We start from the raw sequence: 19,610 nt of genomic DNA, 5'->3' as shown, positions 1-19,610 counted from the left end.
CGCGGACCCAACCAGCGGAAGAGAATCCCGTGCGCATTCCTGATCGCCGCTTCGCCCTCTACCTGATGACTCCCGCGGCCCTGTTCCTCGCAGTCTTCGTTGCCTACCCGCTGTTCCGGTTGGTTACGGACAGCTTCTTTAAGATCTCCCCGGTCGTTGGGGGTCCACGCAGCTTCGTCGGTTTTGACAACTACGTCGCTGCTTTCACTTCCGAGGCCTTCATGGGTGCCGGATGGCGAACGCTCGCCTACACCGTGATGGTAGTGACCCTCGAGTTCGCGCTCGGTTTGGGCATGGCCCTCCTGTTCACCACGCTTGGCACCAAGTCCCAAGTCTGGCGGACCATGTTCCTCTATCCGCTGATGATTGCCCCGATCGTGGCCGGTCTGCTGTGGAAGTTCCTCATGATCGACAACTTCGGTTTGCTGGGAACGATGCTGACGCAAGTGGGGATCCTGCAAAATCCGAACCAAATCGGATGGTTGTCCAACCCCGACATCGTTTTGTTTTCCGTTGCAATCCCGGACATCTGGCTAACCACCTCATTCATGTGCCTGGTGCTGTTCGCGGGGCTGCAGAACATACCCGGAGACCTGATCGAGGCGGCAAGGCTCGACGGCGCCCGCGCTCCGTCGCTGCTTTTCCGCATCATCCTCCCGCTCCTGCGTCCCGTTATCGCCGTCGCGCTGGTGGTCCGTGGCATCGACGCCGCGAGGGCTTTTGACACGATCCTCATTCAGACCAACGGTGGTCCGCAATCCGCTTCCGAAACCATGAGCCTGCTGATTTATCGGACCATGATCCGCTTTGGCGACCCCGGCCTGGCAAGTGCCATGGGCACGATCTACCTGTTGGCTATGCTTGCCATCGCCCTCGTTGCCGTAGCCACGATTTGGCGCCCAGGAAAGGACACCTGATGAGCACCGCACCAGTCCAAGCAGTCCCGGCGCTGAAAGACACAAAGCAACCTGCCTCCGCGAGGACCAGGCGACGCCGCGGCGTCAACAGGGAAGGACTCGAAGCCGGGAGGCGCAGCACAAGGACCATCTTGTGGGTTCTCCTCGCTGCATCCCTGATCCTTTACGGGTTCCCGTTCCTGTACCTGCTCCTCACATCATTCAAGACGCCGATCGATACGATTGCCGTCCCCCCAACCATTCTTCCCAAGGAATGGACGTTGGATAATTACGCCAATGCCTTAGGGCGCGGCGGGGTACTGGCGTCGTTCATCAACAGCATCCAGACCGCTGTTATCAGTACGTTGTTGTCCTTGGTTCTGGCCGTGCCGGCCGCATACGGCATCACCCGCTACAAAACCGCCAGCGGACGGGTCTTCATCATGGCCGCGTTGGTGACCCGCATGGTGCCACCGGTAGCAATTGGCATTCCGCTCGCGTCCATGATGGCCTCGGTGGGTCTCTCCGACACACCCATTGCGCTCTCGATCGCCCACACCACCATCTCGCTGCCGCTGTCCATCTGGCTGATGTCCAGCTTCTTCGAGTCGGTGCCCAAGGATCTTGAGGAGGCAGCCACTGTGGACGGCTGCAGCAGGCTCGGGGCCCTGTGGCGCGTGGTCATCCCGGTAGTCTCCGGGGGCATCGCTGTCACGGCGATCTTCGCCTTCCTCGCCTCGTGGAACGAGTTCCTCTTCGCATTGCTCATGACCGCGGTCCGATCCCAAACCACCCCCGTCGTCATCGCCAACTTCCAGACGCAGTTCGGCCTGGACTGGGGTTCCATGACGGCCCTGGCCGCCATCTACTCGATCCCGGTCATCCTCCTGACGCTTCTGTTGCAGCGCAAGATCGTCGCGGGTATGACGCTCGGCGCCGTCAAGGGCTGACAAACTAACCAAACAGAGGGGAGAAGCTATGCCAAGCAACAACTATTACGACGTGACAACGTGGCCCGTCGGCAACCCATCCGAGGACATCGGCGAGGTAATGAACAGCATTATCGCCGACATCAAAGCCCGGCAATCTGCCACAAATGTGGACGATGGTGGAAAACCTGGTGCAGTCATCTACGTTCCGCCCGGAGACTACCGGCTCCGCACGCAGGTGGTCATCGACGTCAGCTTCCTCAAGATTCATGGCTCCGGGCACGGCTTTACGTCATCCAGCATCCGCTTCAACGTTCCCGAGGACGAATGGGCCGGCTTGCACGAGTTGTGGCCGGGAGGAAGCCGCATCATGGTCGACCTTCCCCTCGCCGGGGACATCGAGGAATCCAAGGGAGCCGCCTTCTACGTTGAGCGGACGGGTAGCCCGCGGATCAGTTCGGTCGAATTCTCCAACTTCTGCATCGACGGGCTGCATTTCGCCCCTGACGGCTCGGCAATGGAGCCCGAAAACACCTACGTCAACGGCAAGACCGGCATCTATATCGCCAGTGCCAACGACTCTTTCCGTGTCACCGGAATGGGGTTTGTCTACCTAGAAAACGCTGTCACCATCTACAACGCGGATGCACTTTCCATACATGACAACTTCATCGCTGAATGCGGGAGCTGCATCGAGTTGCGGGGCTGGGGACAGGCATCAAAGATCACCGACAATCTCCTCGGAGCCGGCTTTAAAGGTCACACGATCTACGCCGAGAACCACGGCGGGCTCCTTATTACCGCGAACAACCTCTTCCCCCGTGGTGCGAGCAGCATCCACTTCTCAGGCGTTACGCGTTCAAGCATCACCAATAACCGTTTGCATTCGTTCTACCCCGGCATGGTCATTTTCGAAGCGGACAGCTCTGAAAACCTGGTGGCCACGAACCACTTCCTGCGTGACCACGAGCCCTGGACACCCTTCTTCGGGGTAGACAACGGCCTGGACGACCTCGCCGGGCTTCTGTGCATCAGCGGCAGTAATAACTCTCTGATCGGCAACCACTTTTCCGAGATCGTCGACTCCCAAGGCATCCGACCGGAAGGGGCGACGCCGGTCATCATCCGGCTGAAGGTGGGGGACGGCAACTATGTTGCCAGCAACCACGTGGTCGGGAAGGACATCCGGGCTACTTCGGGGGGCTCCGCTTTCGAAGCCCAAGTTGACGCATTGCTGACCACCAACGCCTCGGATGGTTTGACCGTGACGGCCGTCCTGGTCGATCCCGAATCGGCCAACAACACAATCCTTGATTCGGGCAGCGAAGCACAGGTGATCGCGGACCGAAGCGTCAATGCCGTCAGGGCCCTGCCAACGACCGCTTTCCGTGCGACTCGTGCACCTGTAACCAGCTAAACGGCTCCGGCCTAAGAAAATGAAGCAGCCGAACATAAGATCAGCACCATGAGGACGTGGGAGAAGAAATGACCAGTAGATCAGTCGGTATCAAGGATGTGGCAGCGGCTGCCGGCGTCTCTGTCACCACCGTCTCCCACGTCCTTAATGACGTCGCCTACGCACGCGTTGGCGCAGAAACAAGGGAGCGCGTCCACGAAGCGGCTCAACGGTTGGGTTACGGACCCAACCGTCTCGCCCAAGCATTGCGGACGCAGCGCTCGGGAATGATCGGGTTCATCAGCGAGGAGATCGCCACTACCCCGCATGCGGGCAGGATCATCCTCGGAGCAGAGGAGACGGCTCGGAGGCGTGGCTACCGCATCATGATCATCAACTCCACCAGCACCGGTTCCCAAGCATCCAAGGAAGGCCAGGTGGCGGACCTGCTGGACCGGCAAGTGGACGGCATCCTTTATGCCACCATGTACCACCGAAAGCTGGCCGTTCCCAAGAACCTGGCCGGACTCCCGGCCGTACTCGTGGACTCCGAGGACATCAGCCAGACTGTTTCATCCGTTATCCCGGACGAATTGGGCGGCGCAAGGTCGGCCGTCCAAACCCTGATCGACGCCGGTCATACCCGGATAGGCATGGTCAACAACACCGACGACGTGCCGGCAACCCACTCCCGGCTCAAGGCATTCATGGAAACGCTGTCCGACGCCGGACTGCCTTTCCACGAAGAACTGGTCCAGTCCGAGCCCTCGGAAGTATCTGGCGGGTATCAGGCTGCCCTGCGCTTGCTGAAAGGACAAGACCGCCCCACCGCCGTGTTCTGCTACAACGACCGGATGGCCATGGGCGCGTACAGGGCCGCCGGGGAACTTGGCCTGAAAATTCCGGACGACATTTCAATCGTCGGTTTCGACAACCAGCAGCTCATCGCCGAAAGCCTCTACCCTGCCCTGACAACCGTTGCCCTGCCCCACTACGAGATGGGCGCGTGGGCAACCGAGAACCTGATCGACGCAATCGAAGGAAAGACCGACCTCCAATTGTTCGCGGCGCATCCCACCGTTCTTCCCTGCCCCATGGTTGTTCGTGATTCTGTAGCATCACCGGCACGCGCCAACACCTGACCTCGAGTCCGTTCAGCAACGAACGCGCCCAATTTTTCAAGGACCCCAACATGCACAGCACCTCAGTTTTCCCGTGCCCCGAACCAGACGTCGTCGTCGTCGGCGAATCGATCATCGACATCATCCACATGGCCGGTGGTCTGGTTGGCTTTCCGGGCGGTTCCGGGATGAACGTCGCCTTCGGACTGGGCCGTTTAGGTGTCGGCACGGCATTTCTCACGGCGCTGGGCAGGGACGAACACAGTAAGAGCATCCAGCGGCACCTGAAGGCAGCCGGTGTGCAGTTGCTTCCGGGATCCGAACACCTTCGCCGCACATCAACTGCACAAGCGTCCCTAGGCAGCGACGGTTCCGCAGAATACGAATTCGACCTCGAGTGGAGCCTCCCCCACATCGCTCCTACTTTCCTCCCAAAGGTGCTGCACACCGGGTCGCTGGCCTCGTTCGTGGAGCCCGGGGCAAGCAGCGTGCGGTCCTTGCTTGAACTGTTCGCGGGACGCTGCCTGATCACGTACGACCCCAACATCCGCCCCACTCTCCTCCAGGACCACGCTGAAACGCTCAAGACCTTCGAACGCCTAGTGGCCCTGTCCACGGTGGTAAAGCTCAGCGCGGAAGATGCCGGGTGGCTCTACCGTCAGAAGTCTTGTCACGACGTCGGACGGCGAGTCCTCGAGCTCGGGGCGGAACTGGCCGTCATTACCGACGGTGCGGCCGGATCCCACCTGCGTTCGAGAACCGCACAGATCGACGTTCCGGCAGCCCAAGTGGTGGTCAAGGATACCGTCGGCGCCGGCGATGCCTACATGTCCTCGCTCATCGCGGGCCTCCTTGTGGACCCCGAGAGGGACTTTGGTTATGACAAGCTCTCCCGCTTGGGCACGGCGGCGTCCTTGGCTGCGGCCATCACGGTGGGCCGGCATGGAGCGGAGCCGCCAACGCGGACCGAGCTGAACCAATCCCTGGAGGAACTCAACCAATCCCTGGACCTTGCCGCGGTTTCCCGAAAGAACTCCGATGACTGACACAACCTCCCGCCCTGCCAGCCCTGCCGAAACCGCGACCCAGGATTTTAGGCCAGTTCTGCACTACACAGCCGAGAAGACGTGGTTGAACGACCCAAACGGACTCGTGTGGTACCAAGGCCTCTACCACCTCTTTTACCAAAGCAACCCCTTTGCCAACGTCTGGGGCAACATGTCCTGGGGCCATGCCACGTCAGCCGACCTTGTGCACTGGACCGAACAACCCGTGGCCATCGCTTGCGATGAGGAAGAGGACATCTTTTCCGGCAGCATCGTGGTGGATCATGGCAACACGTCCGGTTTCGGCACCGTGGAACACCCCGCGCTGGTGGCCATCTACACGAGCGCGTTCAAGAAAGGGTCCGCGTATGAAGGGACACAAGCCCAGTCCCTCGCGTTCTCCACGGACGGCGGGATGACGTGGAGCAAATACCAGGGCAACCCGGTTCTTGCCCGGGGCTCGGCCCATTTCAGGGACCCCAAGGTGTTCCGCTTCGAGGGGGCGGCAGGCTCTTACTGGGTCATGGTGGCGGTGGAGGCCCAGCATCAGCAGGTTGTGCTGTACCGCTCGGCCAACCTCAAGGACTGGGAATATCTGAGCACCTTCGGGCCCTCAAATGCCGCAGGAGGTGAATGGGAATGCCCCGACCTCTTCCCCCTCCCGCTCGATGGAAACCCGGACAGTGTCAAGTGGGTCCTGGTGGTCAATATCAACCCGGGCGCGGTGGCCGGCGGATCGGGAGGTCAGTACTTCGTCGGCGAATTCGATGGAGTGCGTTTCACGCCAGATCCTGATTCACTCGTCCCAGCGGGTGCAGGCGGAGCTCCGGACCTGGAAAACTGCCTGTGGCTGGATTGGGGGCGCGACTACTACGCGGCCGTTTCGTTCAGCAATGTCCCGGGGAACCGCCGCATCATGATCGGATGGATGAACAACTGGGACTATGCCAATTCGCTGCCCACGTCTCCGTGGCGGTCCGGAATGTCGCTTGCCCGTGAAGTGCAGCTCGCCACGGTGGACGGCTTACCGCGCTTGGTCCAGCGCCCGGTACTGCCGGTCAACGCCGGGAAGCCGACCCTCGACGTCGAAAATGTGGAGCTCGGGGACTCCCCGATCCAACTGCCCGACGCAGAGCCCGGGTCCGCTCAGCTGATCGAGGCGGAGATCGTTCCCGGAACGGCTGGCACAGTGGCGTTCAGGCTCTTGGCCGCATCGGATGGGAGCACCGGAACGGTCCTCAGCTTCGACGCTGGGACGAGCCTGCTCACGCTGGATCGCCAAAGCTCCGGATATTCCTCCTTCCACACGAAGTTCGCGTCCGCTGAGTCTGCACCGGTGAAGCTCGACGACGGCGTGCTGACGCTACGGATCGTCGTCGACCGCTGCTCGGTGGAGGTGTTCGCCCAAGGCGGCAGGGTTGTTTTGACTGACTTGGTGTTCCCCGTGGCCGGAAGCGTGGGTGCCCAACTGCGAGCGGCCGACGGCGGGACGGCCTTGGTTCGGAAACTGACCATCGCGGCGTTGTCCTGAGCACTGGGTCCTGCCCCGTGCGGCCGCGGGGACGGGACGCTAGACACACGGGCATATCCAATGAGCATGCCTTCGAGTGGAGCGTTTAGGGTACCTTCACCGGGCAGTTTTGCGGGCGGGTCTTACGGGAATTCCAATTCCGCGGAATGACGAGGATTTTCAGCGGTAAATGGCGGTCTTTTTACAGCGCTATTTGGCGCATCGGTAGCCCGCAAGGGGATCCTCTACCGGTGCAGAGGCCTACACTTTCAGCCATGGGGGACTCAGAGTCAGACGTCGGGCAACTCCGGTGATCGGGCGGGTCGCCGTCGGCGTCTGCGCCGCGGCCAACCTGACCTTCCTGGGTGTGATCATCACAGATGTGCTATCCAGCAGCGCCTCCGCGGTTCTGTCCGCGATGGCTCCCCCGTCAGGGCGCCTCGGCCTGCTAGCTTTCGGGCTCGGGGCGTCAGTCATACTCGGTCTCATCTTCGCGGTGAACTCCCTGACCGCTCCCGCCCCCGACTACGGGAAGATTCTGAATCTCTTCAGGCGCAGCGACCTCAAGGGATTGAGTGAAGCCGCACCAGCCATGCCGCTCTTGGGTTTTTCGTTCCTGATTTATTGGCTTGGCTTCATGGGCGTCTCCTGGTTCGCGTGGAGACGCCACGAGCCGGCGTCTGCCATGGCCGAGGTGAGCGGTGTCCTCATACTCGTCGGCGCTGCCGCCTTGGCTCTCTGGATGATCCTGGTGGCTCTCGGCAAGAGGTCATCGCACTCCATATAGCAAGTGGCGCCCAGGAACACGAGGCAGGAATTCCCGAATGGTTGCGCCCGACGCGGCCGATATAGATTTTCATCCGTCAAGAAAAGGCGCAGGTCGCGTGCGGGGTGTGGGGTGACCGCGACGATCGTTGACGGTTCGAAAGGCAGATCAGAAGCACGCCCCGGCTCACCTGGTTGGCGTACACCGCTATTGGTGCCTGTGAATCCAGGCCTGCATGTTGAGCAACGCCTACCAAGGCGCTGGCGCCCAGTATTGTAGGCATCCAACAAAATTCTCTCGTTGTCTAAAAACTATCGTCTGCTACGAGGCATTTCTGCCGCCGGCAAGCGCGAAGGACAATAAATGACGACTCAGGCAACAGTTGCAACAAGCGATGAAGCAAGCGACAAAATCTTGGTGGCCGCCCGCCAGCAGGTCCTTGAAAAAGGTATCGGCCTGACCCAAGAACAGCTCGAGGACGTCCTCCGTCTGCCTGACACTGCCCTTCCCGCCGCCCTGCAATTGGCCCACGAGGTGCGTCTAAAGCACTGCGGTGAGGATGTCGAAGTCGAGGGCATCATCTCCATCAAGACCGGCGGCTGCCCCGAGGACTGTCATTTTTGCAGCCAGTCCGGCCTTTTCGACAGTCCAGTCCGCGGCGTGTGGCTGGATATCCCGGGACTGGTCAAGGCCGCCAAGGAAACCGCAGCCACAGGAGCCACCGAGTTTTGCATTGTTGCCGCCGTCCGTGGTCCCGATATCAAGCTCATGAACCAGATCAAGTTCGCAATCGACCGGATCAACGAGGAAGTGGACATCAATATCGCTTGCTCGCTGGGCATGCTCACGCAGCGGCAGGTGGACCAGCTGGCCAGCTGGGGCGTCCACCGCTACAACCACAACCTTGAGACTGCGCGCAGCTACTTCCCGGAAGTGGTCACCACCCACAGCTACGAGGAGCGCCTCGAAACCTGCAACCTGGTCAAGGAGGCCGGCATGGAGCTGTGCTGCGGAGCCCTCATCGGCATGGGCGAGAGCTTGGAGCAGCGCGCCGAACTCGCCGCCCAGCTCGCGGCACTGGACCCCCACGAGGTTCCCTTGAACTTCCTCAACCCGCGCCCCGGAACCCCGCTCGAAAACCAGGGCATCATGGACGGCAAGGATGCACTCCGTGCCATCGCCGCGTTCCGTCTCGCCATGCCCCGAACCGTGTTGCGCTATGCCGGCGGACGCGAACTGACCCTCGGCGATCTTGGCACTCGCGAGGGACTCCTCGGGGGCATCAACGCAGTCATCGTCGGCAACTACCTCACCACGCTTGGCCGGCCCGCCACCGCCGACCTCAACCTGCTGGTGGATTTGAACATGCCGATTAAGGAACTCCAGAAGACGCTATGAACGGGGTTTCGACAGGCACCGACGGGTTTTGCGGGCACTGCGGCGAGCCGTTCGACGGCGGCTCCGGCCCGACGTCGGACGTTCACGGCCGCTGCGGCGAACGCCTGGCAATGGAGCCGCCGCGCTACTGTACCGCCTGCCGGCGCCGCATGAAAGTCCAGGTGACACCGACAGGATGGGCGGCGGAATGCTCACGTCACGGAGTGCTTGCACCTTGACGGGCACGCCAAGCTACCGCGGCGCGAGCACCACCGGCTGGAAACGTCCGGAACCGTTCCCCGTGTAGAGGAGCAACGTACTGTCCCCGGCTACGCCCACCACCGACGGCGCTCCCGTGCCGGTGAACGCGTTTCCGAGGGCGGTGAAGGAGGTGAACATGTTCCATCCGGAGCCCAAGGAAACCTTGGACAGGAAACCGCCATTGCCATCACCCGGGTACAGCCAGAGCGAGCCGTCCGTTCCGCGGGCCATGACGTCTTCCTTGCCGTCGCCGTTGAAGTCGCCGCCCTGGACCACCGAGTTGAACATGTTCCAGCCCGTGCCGATCTGACGCCAGGGTTGGAATCCTCCCGTGCCGTTGCCGGGGTAGAGCCACAGGCTCCCGTCCGGGGCACGGCCCACGATGTCGGCCTTGCCATCACCGGAAAAGTCGCCCGGAGCCAACAAGGCCGTGAAATTCTGCCAACCAGTGCCGATCTGCTTTCGGGCAAGGAAGTTACCCTTACCGTCGCTCGGGTACAGCCACAGGTTTCCCTGCGCGTCCCTCGCTGCGAGGTCAGGATGCCCGTCGCCATCGAAGTCACCCGCGCTCAGCACCGCCGTGAACATGTCCCAACCCGATCCGATCTTGAGCGGCGGCAGGAAGCTCCCGGACCCGTTGCCCCGATAGAGCCACAGGGCGCCGTCGGTGCCACGGGCCAAGACGTCCGCGACGCCGTCGCCGTTGAAGTCGCCTGCTTCCCAGACCTGCGCGAACTGGTTCCACCCGCTGCCGATGGGCAGCCGGTCGGCGAAACCGCTTCCGTTGCCTGGGTACAGTCGCATGGTTCCGGTCGAGGATGCTGTCAGCACGTCGGTGACCTGGTCGCCGGTGAAGTCCTGGCCGCTCACGAGGTCGCCCACTCCGGCCCAACCACTGCCGACGCCGGCACGCGGCAAGAAGCCACCCTTACCGTCGCCGGGGTAGACATAGAGGGTGCCGTCGGTTGCCGTGGCGAGCAAGCCCGCCGTGCCGCCACCGAACGAACCGGCCGCAGCGAGGCTCTTGAAGACATCCCAGCCCTGACCGATCTGCGAGGCAGCCAGGAACCCACCGGTTCCATCGCCCGGATACAGCCAAAGAGTTCCGTCGACGGCGGACGCGACCACATCGCTGTGACCATCGCCGTTGAAATCGCCCACCCCAACGATATTGGTGAAGCCTTGCCACCCGGATCCCACTTGGCGGGCTGCCAGGAAGCCGCCCTTGCCATCACCCGGGTACAGCCAGAGAGCGCCGTTGCTGGCGCGGGCAAGGATGTCCGGGAATCCGTCGCCGTCGAAGTCGGACGTGCCGAACACGGTGTTGAAGATGCCCCATCCGGAGCCGATTTGGACGGGATCGGCGAGCCGGTTGCCGGGGAGCCCCGCAAAGAGCAGCAGCGACCCGTCGGTTTCACGGGAGATGACGTCAGGGAGCTTGTCTCCGTTGAAGTCGCCTGCGGAGAACCGCATCCTGGCCTTCAGTTTCGGGTCGGCGTTGATGGTGACGCTGGCGGAGGTGGCGCTGACCGAGTTGATGGTCACCTGCGTGCCCGTATAAGTGGTGAACGTGCTCCCGGCCTGCCACGTCTGGTTCTTGGCGTACCACTGTTCAGGGAAGGGCTTGGTGGATGGCATCAGGATCAACGACGACGCGATCGTGGCACCACCGCGCTGGGCAACCTTCACACCCATGTTCCCGGAAGGGCCATACCGGAGGTAGTCGTCATACCCGGCGGGCTCCCGGAGCTCCAGGTAGTAGGCCTCCTTGCTGACGGGGTCCGTGAACTTAACGGCCCGCTGCGCAGCTGTACCGCCCCACGGCGTCAGGGTGTAGGTCTGCGAGCCTGTGGCCACACCGACGTCGCGAATTTCATCACCCCGGCCCAGCCCGGCGTAATCCCAAAAAGTGGAGCTGACCACGGGCTGCGCGTACTGTGCTGCGCCCATAAGGTCGGTGGTGTCTCCGTATTCACGGATGTAGCACGAAGGATCAGTGAACTGTCCGTTGCTGTCCGTGCCGACGTCCGGCGCTCCGCTTCCACACTGGAGGGCGTCAGCGTGCATGAGGCCAATGACGTGGCCGAATTCGTGGGACATCACGTTGTTGCTGAAGTTGCTGATCTGCGGCAGCAAAACCCGCCCGCTGTAGCTGCCGCTGCTGTAGCCGGCGCCGAGCGCACCACCCGAAAGCGTTGAGGTGGGGATGATGATGGCCATGGCCGAATACGGGCTGGAGGACCAGGAAAGTTCACTGGAAATCGTGGATATGATGGTCCCGTAGCTGTCCGTGGACCTGGCCTTGGATTGGAATTCCGGGACTTCACTGGTGACGGTCATGGACAGCCGGTTGTTCGTCATGGCCTGCCAGTAGCGGCTGGTGGAAGCAACCACCTTTTCGGCATCGGGCATGGAGACCGGGTTGGTGTTGTCCGCAAGCTTCGCAGTCACCAGGCGGATGCTGATGACGCCGTTGGGGCCGGCTGCTGCGCCGCCTTGCCCCAAGGGGGCAGCGCTTGGTCCCGAGGGGGCAGCGCTGCTGAGCGGAGCAGACTTCATGGGGGAGGTCTGCTGCTGCAGCGGTTGGGCCTGCCCGAGCGGGGTTTCGAAGACATGCTCGGAGTGGGGGGTGCCCGGGAAGAATTTAACATTGGGATTGGTCGGGCCCGGCAAAGGAACGGCAGTTGCCGGGGCCTGGACAAAGAGAAGGCCTGCGGCAAAGACCGCCAGGCCTGCGGAGAGCGCGGTTGATCGCCGCAAAAGATCCATCGGATCTCCTCTGGGACGGAGTCAGCGGTTCCTGTGAGTCTCAAGAACCGAGATCAGGGTACAACCGCTGCTGCCGGTCCCCGGGTAAGCGCGCGGGCCAGCCTGCCGACGTCGTAATCCCGGCATCGCGGAAAGCTAACTAGACCCTAACCCAGCGGAAATACGGCGGCAACAATGCCGCGCCACACTGGAATTGCCCGCAAGTACGGGCGCCGGCTCCAGCCAGGAGGACCTCATGCTGAAGGAAGTCACTACCCAAAAAACACGCATACGCGCTATCAGCCAACTGCACCGCGGCGACGAAATCGAGGCCCGCCTATCGGTGGGTCCGGCCTACGATGACGTGGTGGTCCGCCGCGGACGGGTCCAGGAGACGGCCCCGGGAATCGGCGTCATCTGGATTATGGACCATGCATCCGGGATGCGGAAGGCCATCAATACCGATGAATGCAGCGTCTGGCGGGTCAACCACAACGCCGCCTAACACCCGCCCCAGCTCAGCCTCCGGCCACGGACTGCATGATCAGGATCTCTTGGCCAGGAGCCACCTCAGTACCAAGGCCCTTCAACCGCCGGACTTCATCTCCGTTCACGTATATATTCACGTAACGGCGTAGCGCGCCGGTCTCATCACGCAAGCGCCTGGCCAGCACCGGGTAATCCCCGGTCACCGAATCCAGCAACGCCCCGACAGTTACCACGCCATCGGCGGACGCAGTCAGGTAGGACTGTCCGCCGACGAGCGGTTGCAGCACCCCGGGCAACAGGACCGTGAAGTCAGCCACGACCCCGCTACCCCGGTACCGGAGCGGCGGCCCGGGTTTCTGCACCATCCACGGCGGAACCGCTGCGGTCTCCGACCACGACGGCGGCGCGGACGCACAGCACGTCCGGCAAGTGTGCTGCGACTTCAGTAAAGGTCTCGCCCTCGTCCGCGCTTGCATAGACAGCCCCACCGCGGGTGCCGAAGTAGACGCCGACAGGCTCGGCGGTATCCACGGCTGCGGCATCCCTGAGAACCGCGTTGTACTCGCGCTCGGGAAGGCCTGTTCGGAGCTCTTTCCACGTGCTGCCGGCGTCGTCCGTCCGGTGGACGGCCAGGACTCCGCCCGGCGGTATGCGTTCGCCGTCGGCCTTCAGCGGAATGACCCACGCGGTGCCCTCCCTGCGCGGGTGGGTCAGCATGACGAAACCGAAATCGGCAGGCAGCCCCTCCGCGATGGAATCCCAGTTCTCGCCGTTGTCATCGGTCCGGTACACGCCGTGATGGTTCTGCGCGTACAAGCGACCCTCGACGGCGGCATCTGCGGCGATCTTGTGGACGCACTGGCCGAACTCGGGTTGCGGATCAGGCATGAAGTAGGCCGAGATGCCTTTGTTGCGCGGCTCCCAGGAGGCGCCGCCGTCGAGCGACCGGTACACGCCACCGGTACTCATGGCAATGTGGACGTTCTCGCCGGAAGGGCTCACCACGATCGAGTGCGCAGCGGCACCACCATAGCCGGCACCCCACTCGCTGCGGTGGGGGTGGTCCCACAGTCCCCGGTTCAACTCGAAGTGCTCGCCGCCGTCGGTCGACTTCCACACGGAGATTGGCTCACAGCCTGCCCAGACCACGCCCGGCCGGGACTCCGCATCGGGGTAGATCTGCCATATGCGTTCCAGTGCGGCGTCGGTGCCCTCTGGAAAGGTGATGGCGCCGTGCTCCGGTTCAGTCCAGGAGGCGCCGAGGTCATCCGAATGGGCGACGGTTGGCCCCCAGTGCTCGGACCGAACGCCCACCATGATCCGGGTTTTGCCGTCCCGCGTGTCGATTCCGATGCTGGGAATCTCGCTCATCAGGAAGTGCGGGCCGGAGAGGGACCAGTCTTTGCGGTCCGGGCTTGTTGCAAGCCACAGGCCTTTCTTGGTCCCGATCGCGAGGACATAACTCTCAGGGGTAGCCATGAACCCCATGGAACCATCTGCGCGGGGCTCTGGCAACGGTTACGGACATAGGGAAAGCCCCTCAGGAGGGGCTTTCGACGGATATGGACGGTGTTGCTTGGATTGGTCAGCGGTGATGCGCTCCTCCTCTCCGGGCTACATGGCCCATGCCGTTTCGGTAGCAAGACTTTAATACGATCAGGGGAAATTATTCAACCCCGGGCACCGCCGGAAACGCCACGGGAAACTAAAGCGAAAGTAGTAATTCGAGGTGGTGGCAATGCCGTCCGGGGGCCCGTAGAGTGGTTACTGCAGGACCGCGAAAGCGCCTGCTCAAAGGCTGCTCCGGAGTGCGTATCCCCCAATAACGCACTCCGGAGCTTTTTGGTTTAAGGGTTTGGTATCGGGAAGTTCTGCCCGCTGAGTCCAGCCGGGGCGTTGCGAAAAGCAGGTCAGGACGCCACGCGCCGGGAAACTACCGACGCCGGAACAGCCGGGACGCGCTGGCGTTTCGCGAAAATCCTGGCTCTTTGGCTGGATAGAGCCAGGAGCACGAGGATGTCCGTGGCTAGGCCGGCCAGGCCCGCTTCCAGCGAGATATGCGTGGTACCTGTGGAGTAGTCAACAGCCTGCAGCAGGATGGAAGCGGAGCTAAGGGTCATTGCGATGACCCGGGCACCGTTGCTGCCCAAAAAGACGCGCCATGCCAGGAACACCTCCCCTAGTCCGAAGAGCAGGACCACAGCGACGACGACGGCGAGAACCGCCGTCGTCATTCCCGGGTCGGTGAGGTTATCGAAGGTGACATCGCTCCCTGTCAGTAGGGCCATGACCAGTCCGAAGGCCGCTATGGCCCTGCCGGCGACCAGCGCGGCTCCCATCATGGTGGGCGCGGGGCGCCTGTCGCGGCTGTCAGTGGCGATTGGTGCGTGCTCTGTGGAAACCGGCACGCGTCGGGCGTCGATGATGGGCAGGTCACCGTCCGTGGAGATCGAGTCGCCGCCTCCGTTGCGGGAGTGGTAGCCGGTGGAGAAGTCCTCAATGACCTGAACCAGTACGTCCGGGTTGGCTTGGGAGACGGTGCGGACGATGTGGTCCCGTTCCACGTCCGTGTTTCGCTCGATCTTGTGCGTGATCTGGAGCGTGAAGAGGGAGAGGCCGACGCTGCGATCGTACGTTCCGGCGGCGAGCCAATCAACTTTGTGGCCACCGGGCAGGAGCCACCCGTCCGGGCAGCGCCAGAAACGCACGTGGTGTCGCTTACCCGGGGTGTTGTTGACCTCTTGCTGGTACGCGAAGTCCTGCTGACGGTCAAAGAGGTACAGGGGGCTGACCGGTGCCTCGGTGTAGCTCCGCCGCAGGATGGTGGAACTGACGATGCGCCCGCTGCTGGCCAGCGTAACGTCGTCGGCTTTGGTCCAGCCTGCGGAGTCCATGATCGTGTGGATTTGCGGTTCGGTCCCCAGGAGCGCCACATTGACGGGGTCGCCCAACAATCCGTCGCTGGTGCGCGCACGGCCGATGAAGTAGCCAGGGACATAGATGCTGGTCAGGATCCGATGTAGCCGTGGTAGCAGCAAGTAGGCCAGGAATGCCCAGAACACGAAGGAAAACCACAACCGGCCCCAGCCCAGGTGGAAGCTCTCGCCAACCAGGAGAAACGCCAGCCATACAGAAGCCGCGCCGCCAAGGACAAAGAATCCATGGTCCAGCCAGCTGTCAGTAACGTCCCGGCTCGGCGCTTTGTACATGAAACCCCCTTTGCTTTCTTCAAGCTTCGGGGTTTGGGTGTTTGTTGTACATGGCGCTGCCCAGAGCGGCTTAAGGGGCGGCGTACCCACGCAGTGGGTTTGCTACCTCGAGCTTGCTGTTGTCGATGAGCCAACGGACAGATTCGTGCACTGCTTCTTCCGGCTGGTACCGGGGCTCATAGCCAAGGAGAGTCTTGGCTTTCTCAATAGTCAAATAATGGTTGCGGGACAGATGGGCCCAGCTGGAATCGGCGAACTCGGGCGTGGTCTGTTCGCGGAATTCGTCCCAGCTGACCGGCGCAAGTTGTGGGGTTTGGCCAAACCATGAGGCCGCGATCCCGACGTAACCGCGAACGGTGAGTGCTGTGGGGGCGACGATGTTGAAGTCCTCCCCGGCAGCTGCCTCCGCTTTCCCGATCGCTTTCTCGAAAGCCTGTGCGACGTCGTCGGCGTGCACATGGTGCATGAGTTCCACACCGCTGCCGGGCACCTGCAGCGGTGACCCGGCGGAGATCGTCAGCCAGACTGAGGGGTCCAGGTTTCCCAAGGGTCCGATCGGTTGCCATCCCGGCCCCACGATATGGCCAGGATGCAGCGACGTGGTGACAAGTCCGCCGGACGCCGTCTCTTGCTTAAGCATTTGCGCGATGGCGCGCTTCTGGATGCCGTATTCGTCGTGCGGCTCAGCGGCGGAATCGGCCGCTTCTGCGATGGGCAGTTTGAGGCTTGCGCCGTAGCGCCAGATGGACCCGCAGTGGAGGAGGTGTCCCACGTCGCCCCGGAGGCGGTTGACCAGCATGGTGGCCGATTGCAGGGTAAAACACACGAGGTCGACCACGACGTCGGGCTGCAACTCCGCGACACGGTCGCCGAAGGTGCCGTCCCGGTCCTCTTGGGCGCGGTCGAGCGGGATTTGGCGAACTTGCCGCCACACGGGAGCGTCCGTATAGGGGCTGGTGCTACCGCGGCTGAGGTTGGTGACCTCGTGACCGGCACGTACCAGCCGGGGGACGAGGAACGATCCAATGTGTCCGCTTCCGCCGACCACGACGATTTTCATGGGTTGCGATCTCCCGGGGGATGGGCGGCGTGGCCGGAGACGGGCTGACCAACCCGTAGTGAAGTGGCCAGCCCGTCCGTCATTGGCTCAAGACCTAGACGCGGGACCTACCACGGACAAAGTGGACGATCAGCACGATCACGGCGATAACCAAGAGGATGTGAATGAGTCCGCCACCAATGTTGGCGAGCAGGCCGAGCAGCCAAAGAACGGCGATGATGATGGCTATCCAAAGCAACATGTGAGTCTCCTTATTATCGTGGCGCTGACGAAAATGCGTCTTCGCTCCCTACATATTCACAGAAGCTACACAAAAGGCAAGCACCCTTAGCAACGTTTTTTCTCTGGAGCGATGTATTCGGTGCCCAGCAGGGCGTACCAAGCTGCCGACGGACCTACTTCTTCTCCGCGGGTTCGACAAACGGGCAGTCGCGCCGACTAGCATGAATAGTCCGGGCCAGCCCGGGTACGTGACCTCTTGAACGACCCCTCGGACGGTCGGCGTTGACGCGGCGACCACATAAAGGAGAAAAACTGTGCGGGAGCCTGTAGTCAACGAGAACGTGTCAGGGACGAGCGCGGATCCAGAAGAGGCGCCAGAGGAAACGGCTACCGAACCAGCAGAGATCACCTTCGACGAGCAGTTCTACCCTGCCCGGCCCAAAGCGCTAAGGCCCATTGCCCGACGTCGGCAGTTCTTTGCCGCTCGACCGTCACTTGAGTTTGACGGACTGAACTCCACCTACGTGGACTGGCTCCGCAATCAGTCAATGCTCGGTGACGCCAACACCATGGCCCGGCAGCTATCCGGGCAAGCGAGCATGTGGCAGAACTCGTACGCCCGCCCGAATCCAAGGGCCGCTGTGGAGCGTGCGCCCGTCTGGTTTACTGCTTATCCCCTCTCCTTCATCACCCAGCAAGGGCAGTCCTTCCTCTCGGCGTTGGGCGATCCGGAACTCTGGGAGGCGTTCCGGGAAATCGGCATCCGCGGGTTGCACACCGGGCCGGTGAAGCTGGCAGGCGGCATCCGGGGCTGGGCTCAAACGCCCAGTGTGGACGGGCACTTCGACCGGATCAGCATGGCCATTGACCCTGCCTTCGGCACCGAAGAGGAATTCAGGCAGATGTGCGAGGTCGCCGCCGACCACGGCGGAACGGTCATCGACGACATCGTTCCCGGTCACACCGGCAAGGGCGCCGACTTCCGCCTGGCCGAAATGAACTTCCGCGATTACCCCGGCATCTACCACATGGTGGACATCCCGGAAGAGGACTGGCACTTATTGCCCGAAGTTCCGGAAGGACAGGATTCAGTCAACATCAGCCCCGCTGCCGAGAAAGCCCTGCAGCAAGCGGGCTACATCATTGGGCGGTTGCAGCGGGTGATCTTCTACGAACCCGGCGTCAAGGAAACCAACTGGAGCGCTACCCGGGCGATCATGGACACCACCGGCAAGAAGCGCCGCTGGGTCTACCTGCACTACTTCAAGTCCGGCCAACCGTCCATCAACTGGCTGGATCCAACCTTCGCAGGGATGCGTCTGGTGGTTGGCGATGCACTGCACTCGCTGCTTGATTTGGGAACAGGTGCCTTGCGGCTCGATGCCAACGGGTTCCTCGGCGTCGAGAAGAGCGCGGAAGAGGAGCCGGGCTGGTCCGAAGGCCACCCCTTGTCCGAGGCAGCCAACCAGCTCATCGGCTCCATGATCCGCAAGGTTGGCGGATTCTCCTTCCAGGAGTTGAACCTGACCATCGACGACATCAAAACGCAGTCCGAATCCGGTCCGGATCTCTCCTACGATTTCATCACCCGGCCTGCGTACCACTACGCCTTGGTGACCGGCGATACCGAGTTCCTGCGCCTGACCCTGAAGCTCGCCAAGGAGATCGGCGTAGACCAGGCATCGCTGGTCCACGCGCTCCAAAACCATGACGAACTCACCTACGAGCTCCTTCATTTTGCCGCGGGCCACCGCGACGACGTGTTCGAGCTTGGCGGCGAGGAACTGACGGGCGCCGAAGTGGCCGAAAAGGTCCAGAACACACTGCGGGAACGCCTCACTGGCGAAAACGGCCCGTACAACGCGGTGTTCACCACCAACGGCATCGCCTGCACCACGGTCAGTTTCATCATGGCGGCTTTGGGGGTCAAGGACCCGAACGCCATCACCCCGGAGCAGGAAACCCAGGTGCTGGACGCCCATGTGTTGCTGTCCATGTACAACGCGCTGCAGCCGGGCGTATTTGCGCTCTCAGGATGGGACCTCACGGGGATCACGGCCCTTGACCGGGAAACCGTCAAGGAACTCACCTCCCAAGGCGATACCCGTTGGATCAACCGTGGAGCGCATGACCTGATGGGCACCAGCCCGGACGCCACAACCTCCCTTGCGGGAATGCCGCGTGCACGCAGTTTGTACGGACCGCTGCCCGAGCAACTCAAGGATCCGGCCTCCTACGCCCGGCGGTTGCAGCAAATCCTCACGGTCCGGGAGGAATCCGGGATCGCAACCAGCACACTCCTGGACGTGCCGGAGGTCTCCAACCGCGGCTTGCTGGTGATGGTCAACCAGCTTGCCGACGGCGCCCTGCAGGTCACGGTACTGAACTTCTCAGACCAGGACATTGCCGGCAGCATCCAGTCATCGCATCTCGTTCCGGGCGCCGGCGTGCACGACCTCTTCAGCGGGGAAAACGTTGGCCAGGTAGACGATCTCTGCAGCTTCTTCCTTGAGTTGCGTGCTTTCCAAGGGACAGCGCTGCTGCTGAAGGACGAGCCCACCGAGTAACGGGCCCGCTCCC

Annotated in this window: 16 protein-coding genes; 10 read left to right on the top strand and 6 right to left on the bottom strand. The window is 62.3% G+C overall.

Annotated elements, in window-relative coordinates; genetic code table 11:
- The first annotated feature begins 29 nt into the window (after positions 1 to 29).
- The 8 genes from SB659_RS10900 to bioB all read left to right on the top strand — a co-directional run bounded on the left by SB659_RS10900 (position 30) and on the right by bioB (position 9,062).
- The gene (locus SB659_RS10900; protein ID WP_284978693.1) at positions 30 to 917 is read left to right on the top strand and encodes a carbohydrate ABC transporter permease; all 888 of its coding nucleotides are present in this window, start codon (positions 30 to 32) and stop codon (positions 915 to 917) included.
- The gene (locus SB659_RS10895; RefSeq protein WP_284978692.1) at positions 917 to 1,846 is read left to right on the top strand and encodes a carbohydrate ABC transporter permease; all 930 of its coding nucleotides are present in this window, start codon (positions 917 to 919) and stop codon (positions 1,844 to 1,846) included. Before SB659_RS10900 ends, SB659_RS10895 begins: the two co-directional genes overlap by 1 nt.
- A 28-nt stretch (positions 1,847 to 1,874) precedes the next feature.
- A complete protein-coding gene (locus SB659_RS10890; RefSeq protein ID WP_410550418.1) occupies positions 1,875 to 3,242 on the top strand; it encodes a NosD domain-containing protein in 1,368 nt (455 codons plus the stop codon).
- Positions 3,243 to 3,310: 68 nt separating this feature from the next.
- Entirely contained in the window at positions 3,311 to 4,363 is a 1,053-nt protein-coding gene (locus SB659_RS10885; RefSeq protein WP_284978690.1) for a LacI family DNA-binding transcriptional regulator, read from the top strand.
- Between the two features lie 50 nt (positions 4,364 to 4,413).
- Positions 4,414 to 5,388 (top strand): carbohydrate kinase family protein, encoded by a 975-nt coding sequence (locus tag SB659_RS10880; RefSeq protein ID WP_410550417.1) that lies wholly within the window; start codon positions 4,414 to 4,416, stop codon positions 5,386 to 5,388.
- Positions 5,381 to 6,919, top strand: coding sequence for a glycoside hydrolase family 32 protein (locus SB659_RS10875; protein WP_410550416.1), 1,539 nt, complete (start codon positions 5,381 to 5,383; stop codon positions 6,917 to 6,919). Before SB659_RS10880 ends, SB659_RS10875 begins: the two co-directional genes overlap by 8 nt.
- A 289-nt stretch (positions 6,920 to 7,208) precedes the next feature.
- Positions 7,209 to 7,685: a hypothetical protein gene (locus tag SB659_RS10870; protein ID WP_410550415.1), complete on the top strand. Its 477-nt coding sequence runs from the start codon at positions 7,209 to 7,211 to the stop codon at positions 7,683 to 7,685.
- A gap of 342 nt (positions 7,686 to 8,027) precedes the next feature.
- Positions 8,028 to 9,062, top strand: coding sequence for a biotin synthase BioB (bioB, locus tag SB659_RS10865; RefSeq protein ID WP_410550414.1), 1,035 nt, complete (start codon positions 8,028 to 8,030; stop codon positions 9,060 to 9,062).
- A gap of 231 nt (positions 9,063 to 9,293) precedes the next feature.
- Here the strand turns inward: bioB and SB659_RS10860 are convergent, their stop codons facing one another.
- The gene (locus tag SB659_RS10860) at positions 9,294 to 12,071 is read right to left on the bottom strand and encodes an FG-GAP repeat domain-containing protein (protein WP_410550413.1); all 2,778 of its coding nucleotides are present in this window, start codon (positions 12,069 to 12,071) and stop codon (positions 9,294 to 9,296) included.
- A 235-nt stretch (positions 12,072 to 12,306) separates the two neighbouring features.
- Between SB659_RS10860 and SB659_RS10855 the strand changes: the two genes are divergently transcribed.
- Positions 12,307 to 12,555, top strand: a complete 249-nt coding sequence (locus SB659_RS10855) for a hypothetical protein (RefSeq protein ID WP_284978664.1) — start codon at positions 12,307 to 12,309, stop codon at positions 12,553 to 12,555.
- Positions 12,556 to 12,568: 13 nt separating this feature from the next.
- On the opposite strand, the gene SB659_RS10850 is transcribed toward SB659_RS10855, so the two are convergent.
- From SB659_RS10850 to SB659_RS10830, 5 genes are all read right to left on the bottom strand, one after another.
- Complete coding sequence (locus SB659_RS10850) at positions 12,569 to 12,856, bottom strand: MoaD/ThiS family protein (protein WP_284978663.1); 288 nt, start codon at positions 12,854 to 12,856, stop codon at positions 12,569 to 12,571.
- 7 nt (positions 12,857 to 12,863) lie between these two features.
- Positions 12,864 to 14,027: a WD40/YVTN/BNR-like repeat-containing protein gene (locus SB659_RS10845; RefSeq protein WP_410550412.1), complete on the bottom strand. Its 1,164-nt coding sequence runs from the start codon at positions 14,025 to 14,027 to the stop codon at positions 12,864 to 12,866.
- A gap of 422 nt (positions 14,028 to 14,449) precedes the next feature.
- Positions 14,450 to 15,748, bottom strand: coding sequence for an LssY C-terminal domain-containing protein (locus SB659_RS10840; RefSeq protein WP_410550411.1), 1,299 nt, complete (start codon positions 15,746 to 15,748; stop codon positions 14,450 to 14,452).
- Between the two features lie 70 nt (positions 15,749 to 15,818).
- Positions 15,819 to 16,808, bottom strand: coding sequence for an NAD-dependent epimerase/dehydratase family protein (locus SB659_RS10835; RefSeq protein ID WP_410550410.1), 990 nt, complete (start codon positions 16,806 to 16,808; stop codon positions 15,819 to 15,821).
- 94 nt (positions 16,809 to 16,902) lie between these two features.
- Positions 16,903 to 17,049: a lmo0937 family membrane protein gene (locus SB659_RS10830; RefSeq protein WP_284976819.1), complete on the bottom strand. Its 147-nt coding sequence runs from the start codon at positions 17,047 to 17,049 to the stop codon at positions 16,903 to 16,905.
- 295 nt (positions 17,050 to 17,344) lie between these two features.
- On the opposite strand from SB659_RS10830, the gene treS reads away from it, so the two are divergent.
- On the top strand, positions 17,345 to 19,597 hold the full coding sequence (treS, locus tag SB659_RS10825) for a maltose alpha-D-glucosyltransferase (protein WP_410550409.1): 2,253 nt from the start codon (positions 17,345 to 17,347) through the stop codon (positions 19,595 to 19,597).
- The last annotated feature ends 13 nt before the right edge of the window (positions 19,598 to 19,610 follow it).

Source organism: Arthrobacter sp. SIMBA_036 (assembly GCF_046535135.1).
GTDB lineage: Bacteria > Actinomycetota > Actinomycetes > Actinomycetales > Micrococcaceae > Arthrobacter.
Note: the sequence above shows the minus strand (reverse complement) of the source record. Positions and strands in the feature narration are given on the sequence as shown.

Excerpts from the sequence above, each read along its gene's own strand:
- SB659_RS10895 (WP_284978692.1), top strand. The coding sequence starts at position 917 with ATGAGCACCGCACCAGTCCAAGCAGTCCCGGCGCTGAAAGACACAAAG.
- SB659_RS10890 (WP_410550418.1), top strand. The coding sequence starts at position 1,875 with ATGCCAAGCAACAACTATTACGACGTGACAACGTGGCCCGTCGGCAAC.
- SB659_RS10885 (WP_284978690.1), top strand. The coding sequence starts at position 3,311 with ATGACCAGTAGATCAGTCGGTATCAAGGATGTGGCAGCGGCTGCCGGC.
- SB659_RS10880 (WP_410550417.1), top strand. The coding sequence starts at position 4,414 with ATGCACAGCACCTCAGTTTTCCCGTGCCCCGAACCAGACGTCGTCGTC.
- SB659_RS10875 (WP_410550416.1), top strand. The coding sequence starts at position 5,381 with ATGACTGACACAACCTCCCGCCCTGCCAGCCCTGCCGAAACCGCGACC.
- bioB (WP_410550414.1), top strand. The coding sequence starts at position 8,028 with ATGACGACTCAGGCAACAGTTGCAACAAGCGATGAAGCAAGCGACAAA.
- SB659_RS10860 (WP_410550413.1), bottom strand. The coding sequence starts at position 12,071 with ATGGATCTTTTGCGGCGATCAACCGCGCTCTCCGCAGGCCTGGCGGTC.
- SB659_RS10855 (WP_284978664.1), top strand. The coding sequence starts at position 12,307 with ATGCTGAAGGAAGTCACTACCCAAAAAACACGCATACGCGCTATCAGC.
- SB659_RS10845 (WP_410550412.1), bottom strand. The coding sequence starts at position 14,027 with ATGGGGTTCATGGCTACCCCTGAGAGTTATGTCCTCGCGATCGGGACC.
- SB659_RS10840 (WP_410550411.1), bottom strand. The coding sequence starts at position 15,748 with ATGTACAAAGCGCCGAGCCGGGACGTTACTGACAGCTGGCTGGACCAT.
- SB659_RS10835 (WP_410550410.1), bottom strand. The coding sequence starts at position 16,808 with ATGAAAATCGTCGTGGTCGGCGGAAGCGGACACATTGGATCGTTCCTC.
- SB659_RS10830 (WP_284976819.1), bottom strand. The coding sequence starts at position 17,049 with ATGTTGCTTTGGATAGCCATCATCATCGCCGTTCTTTGGCTGCTCGGC.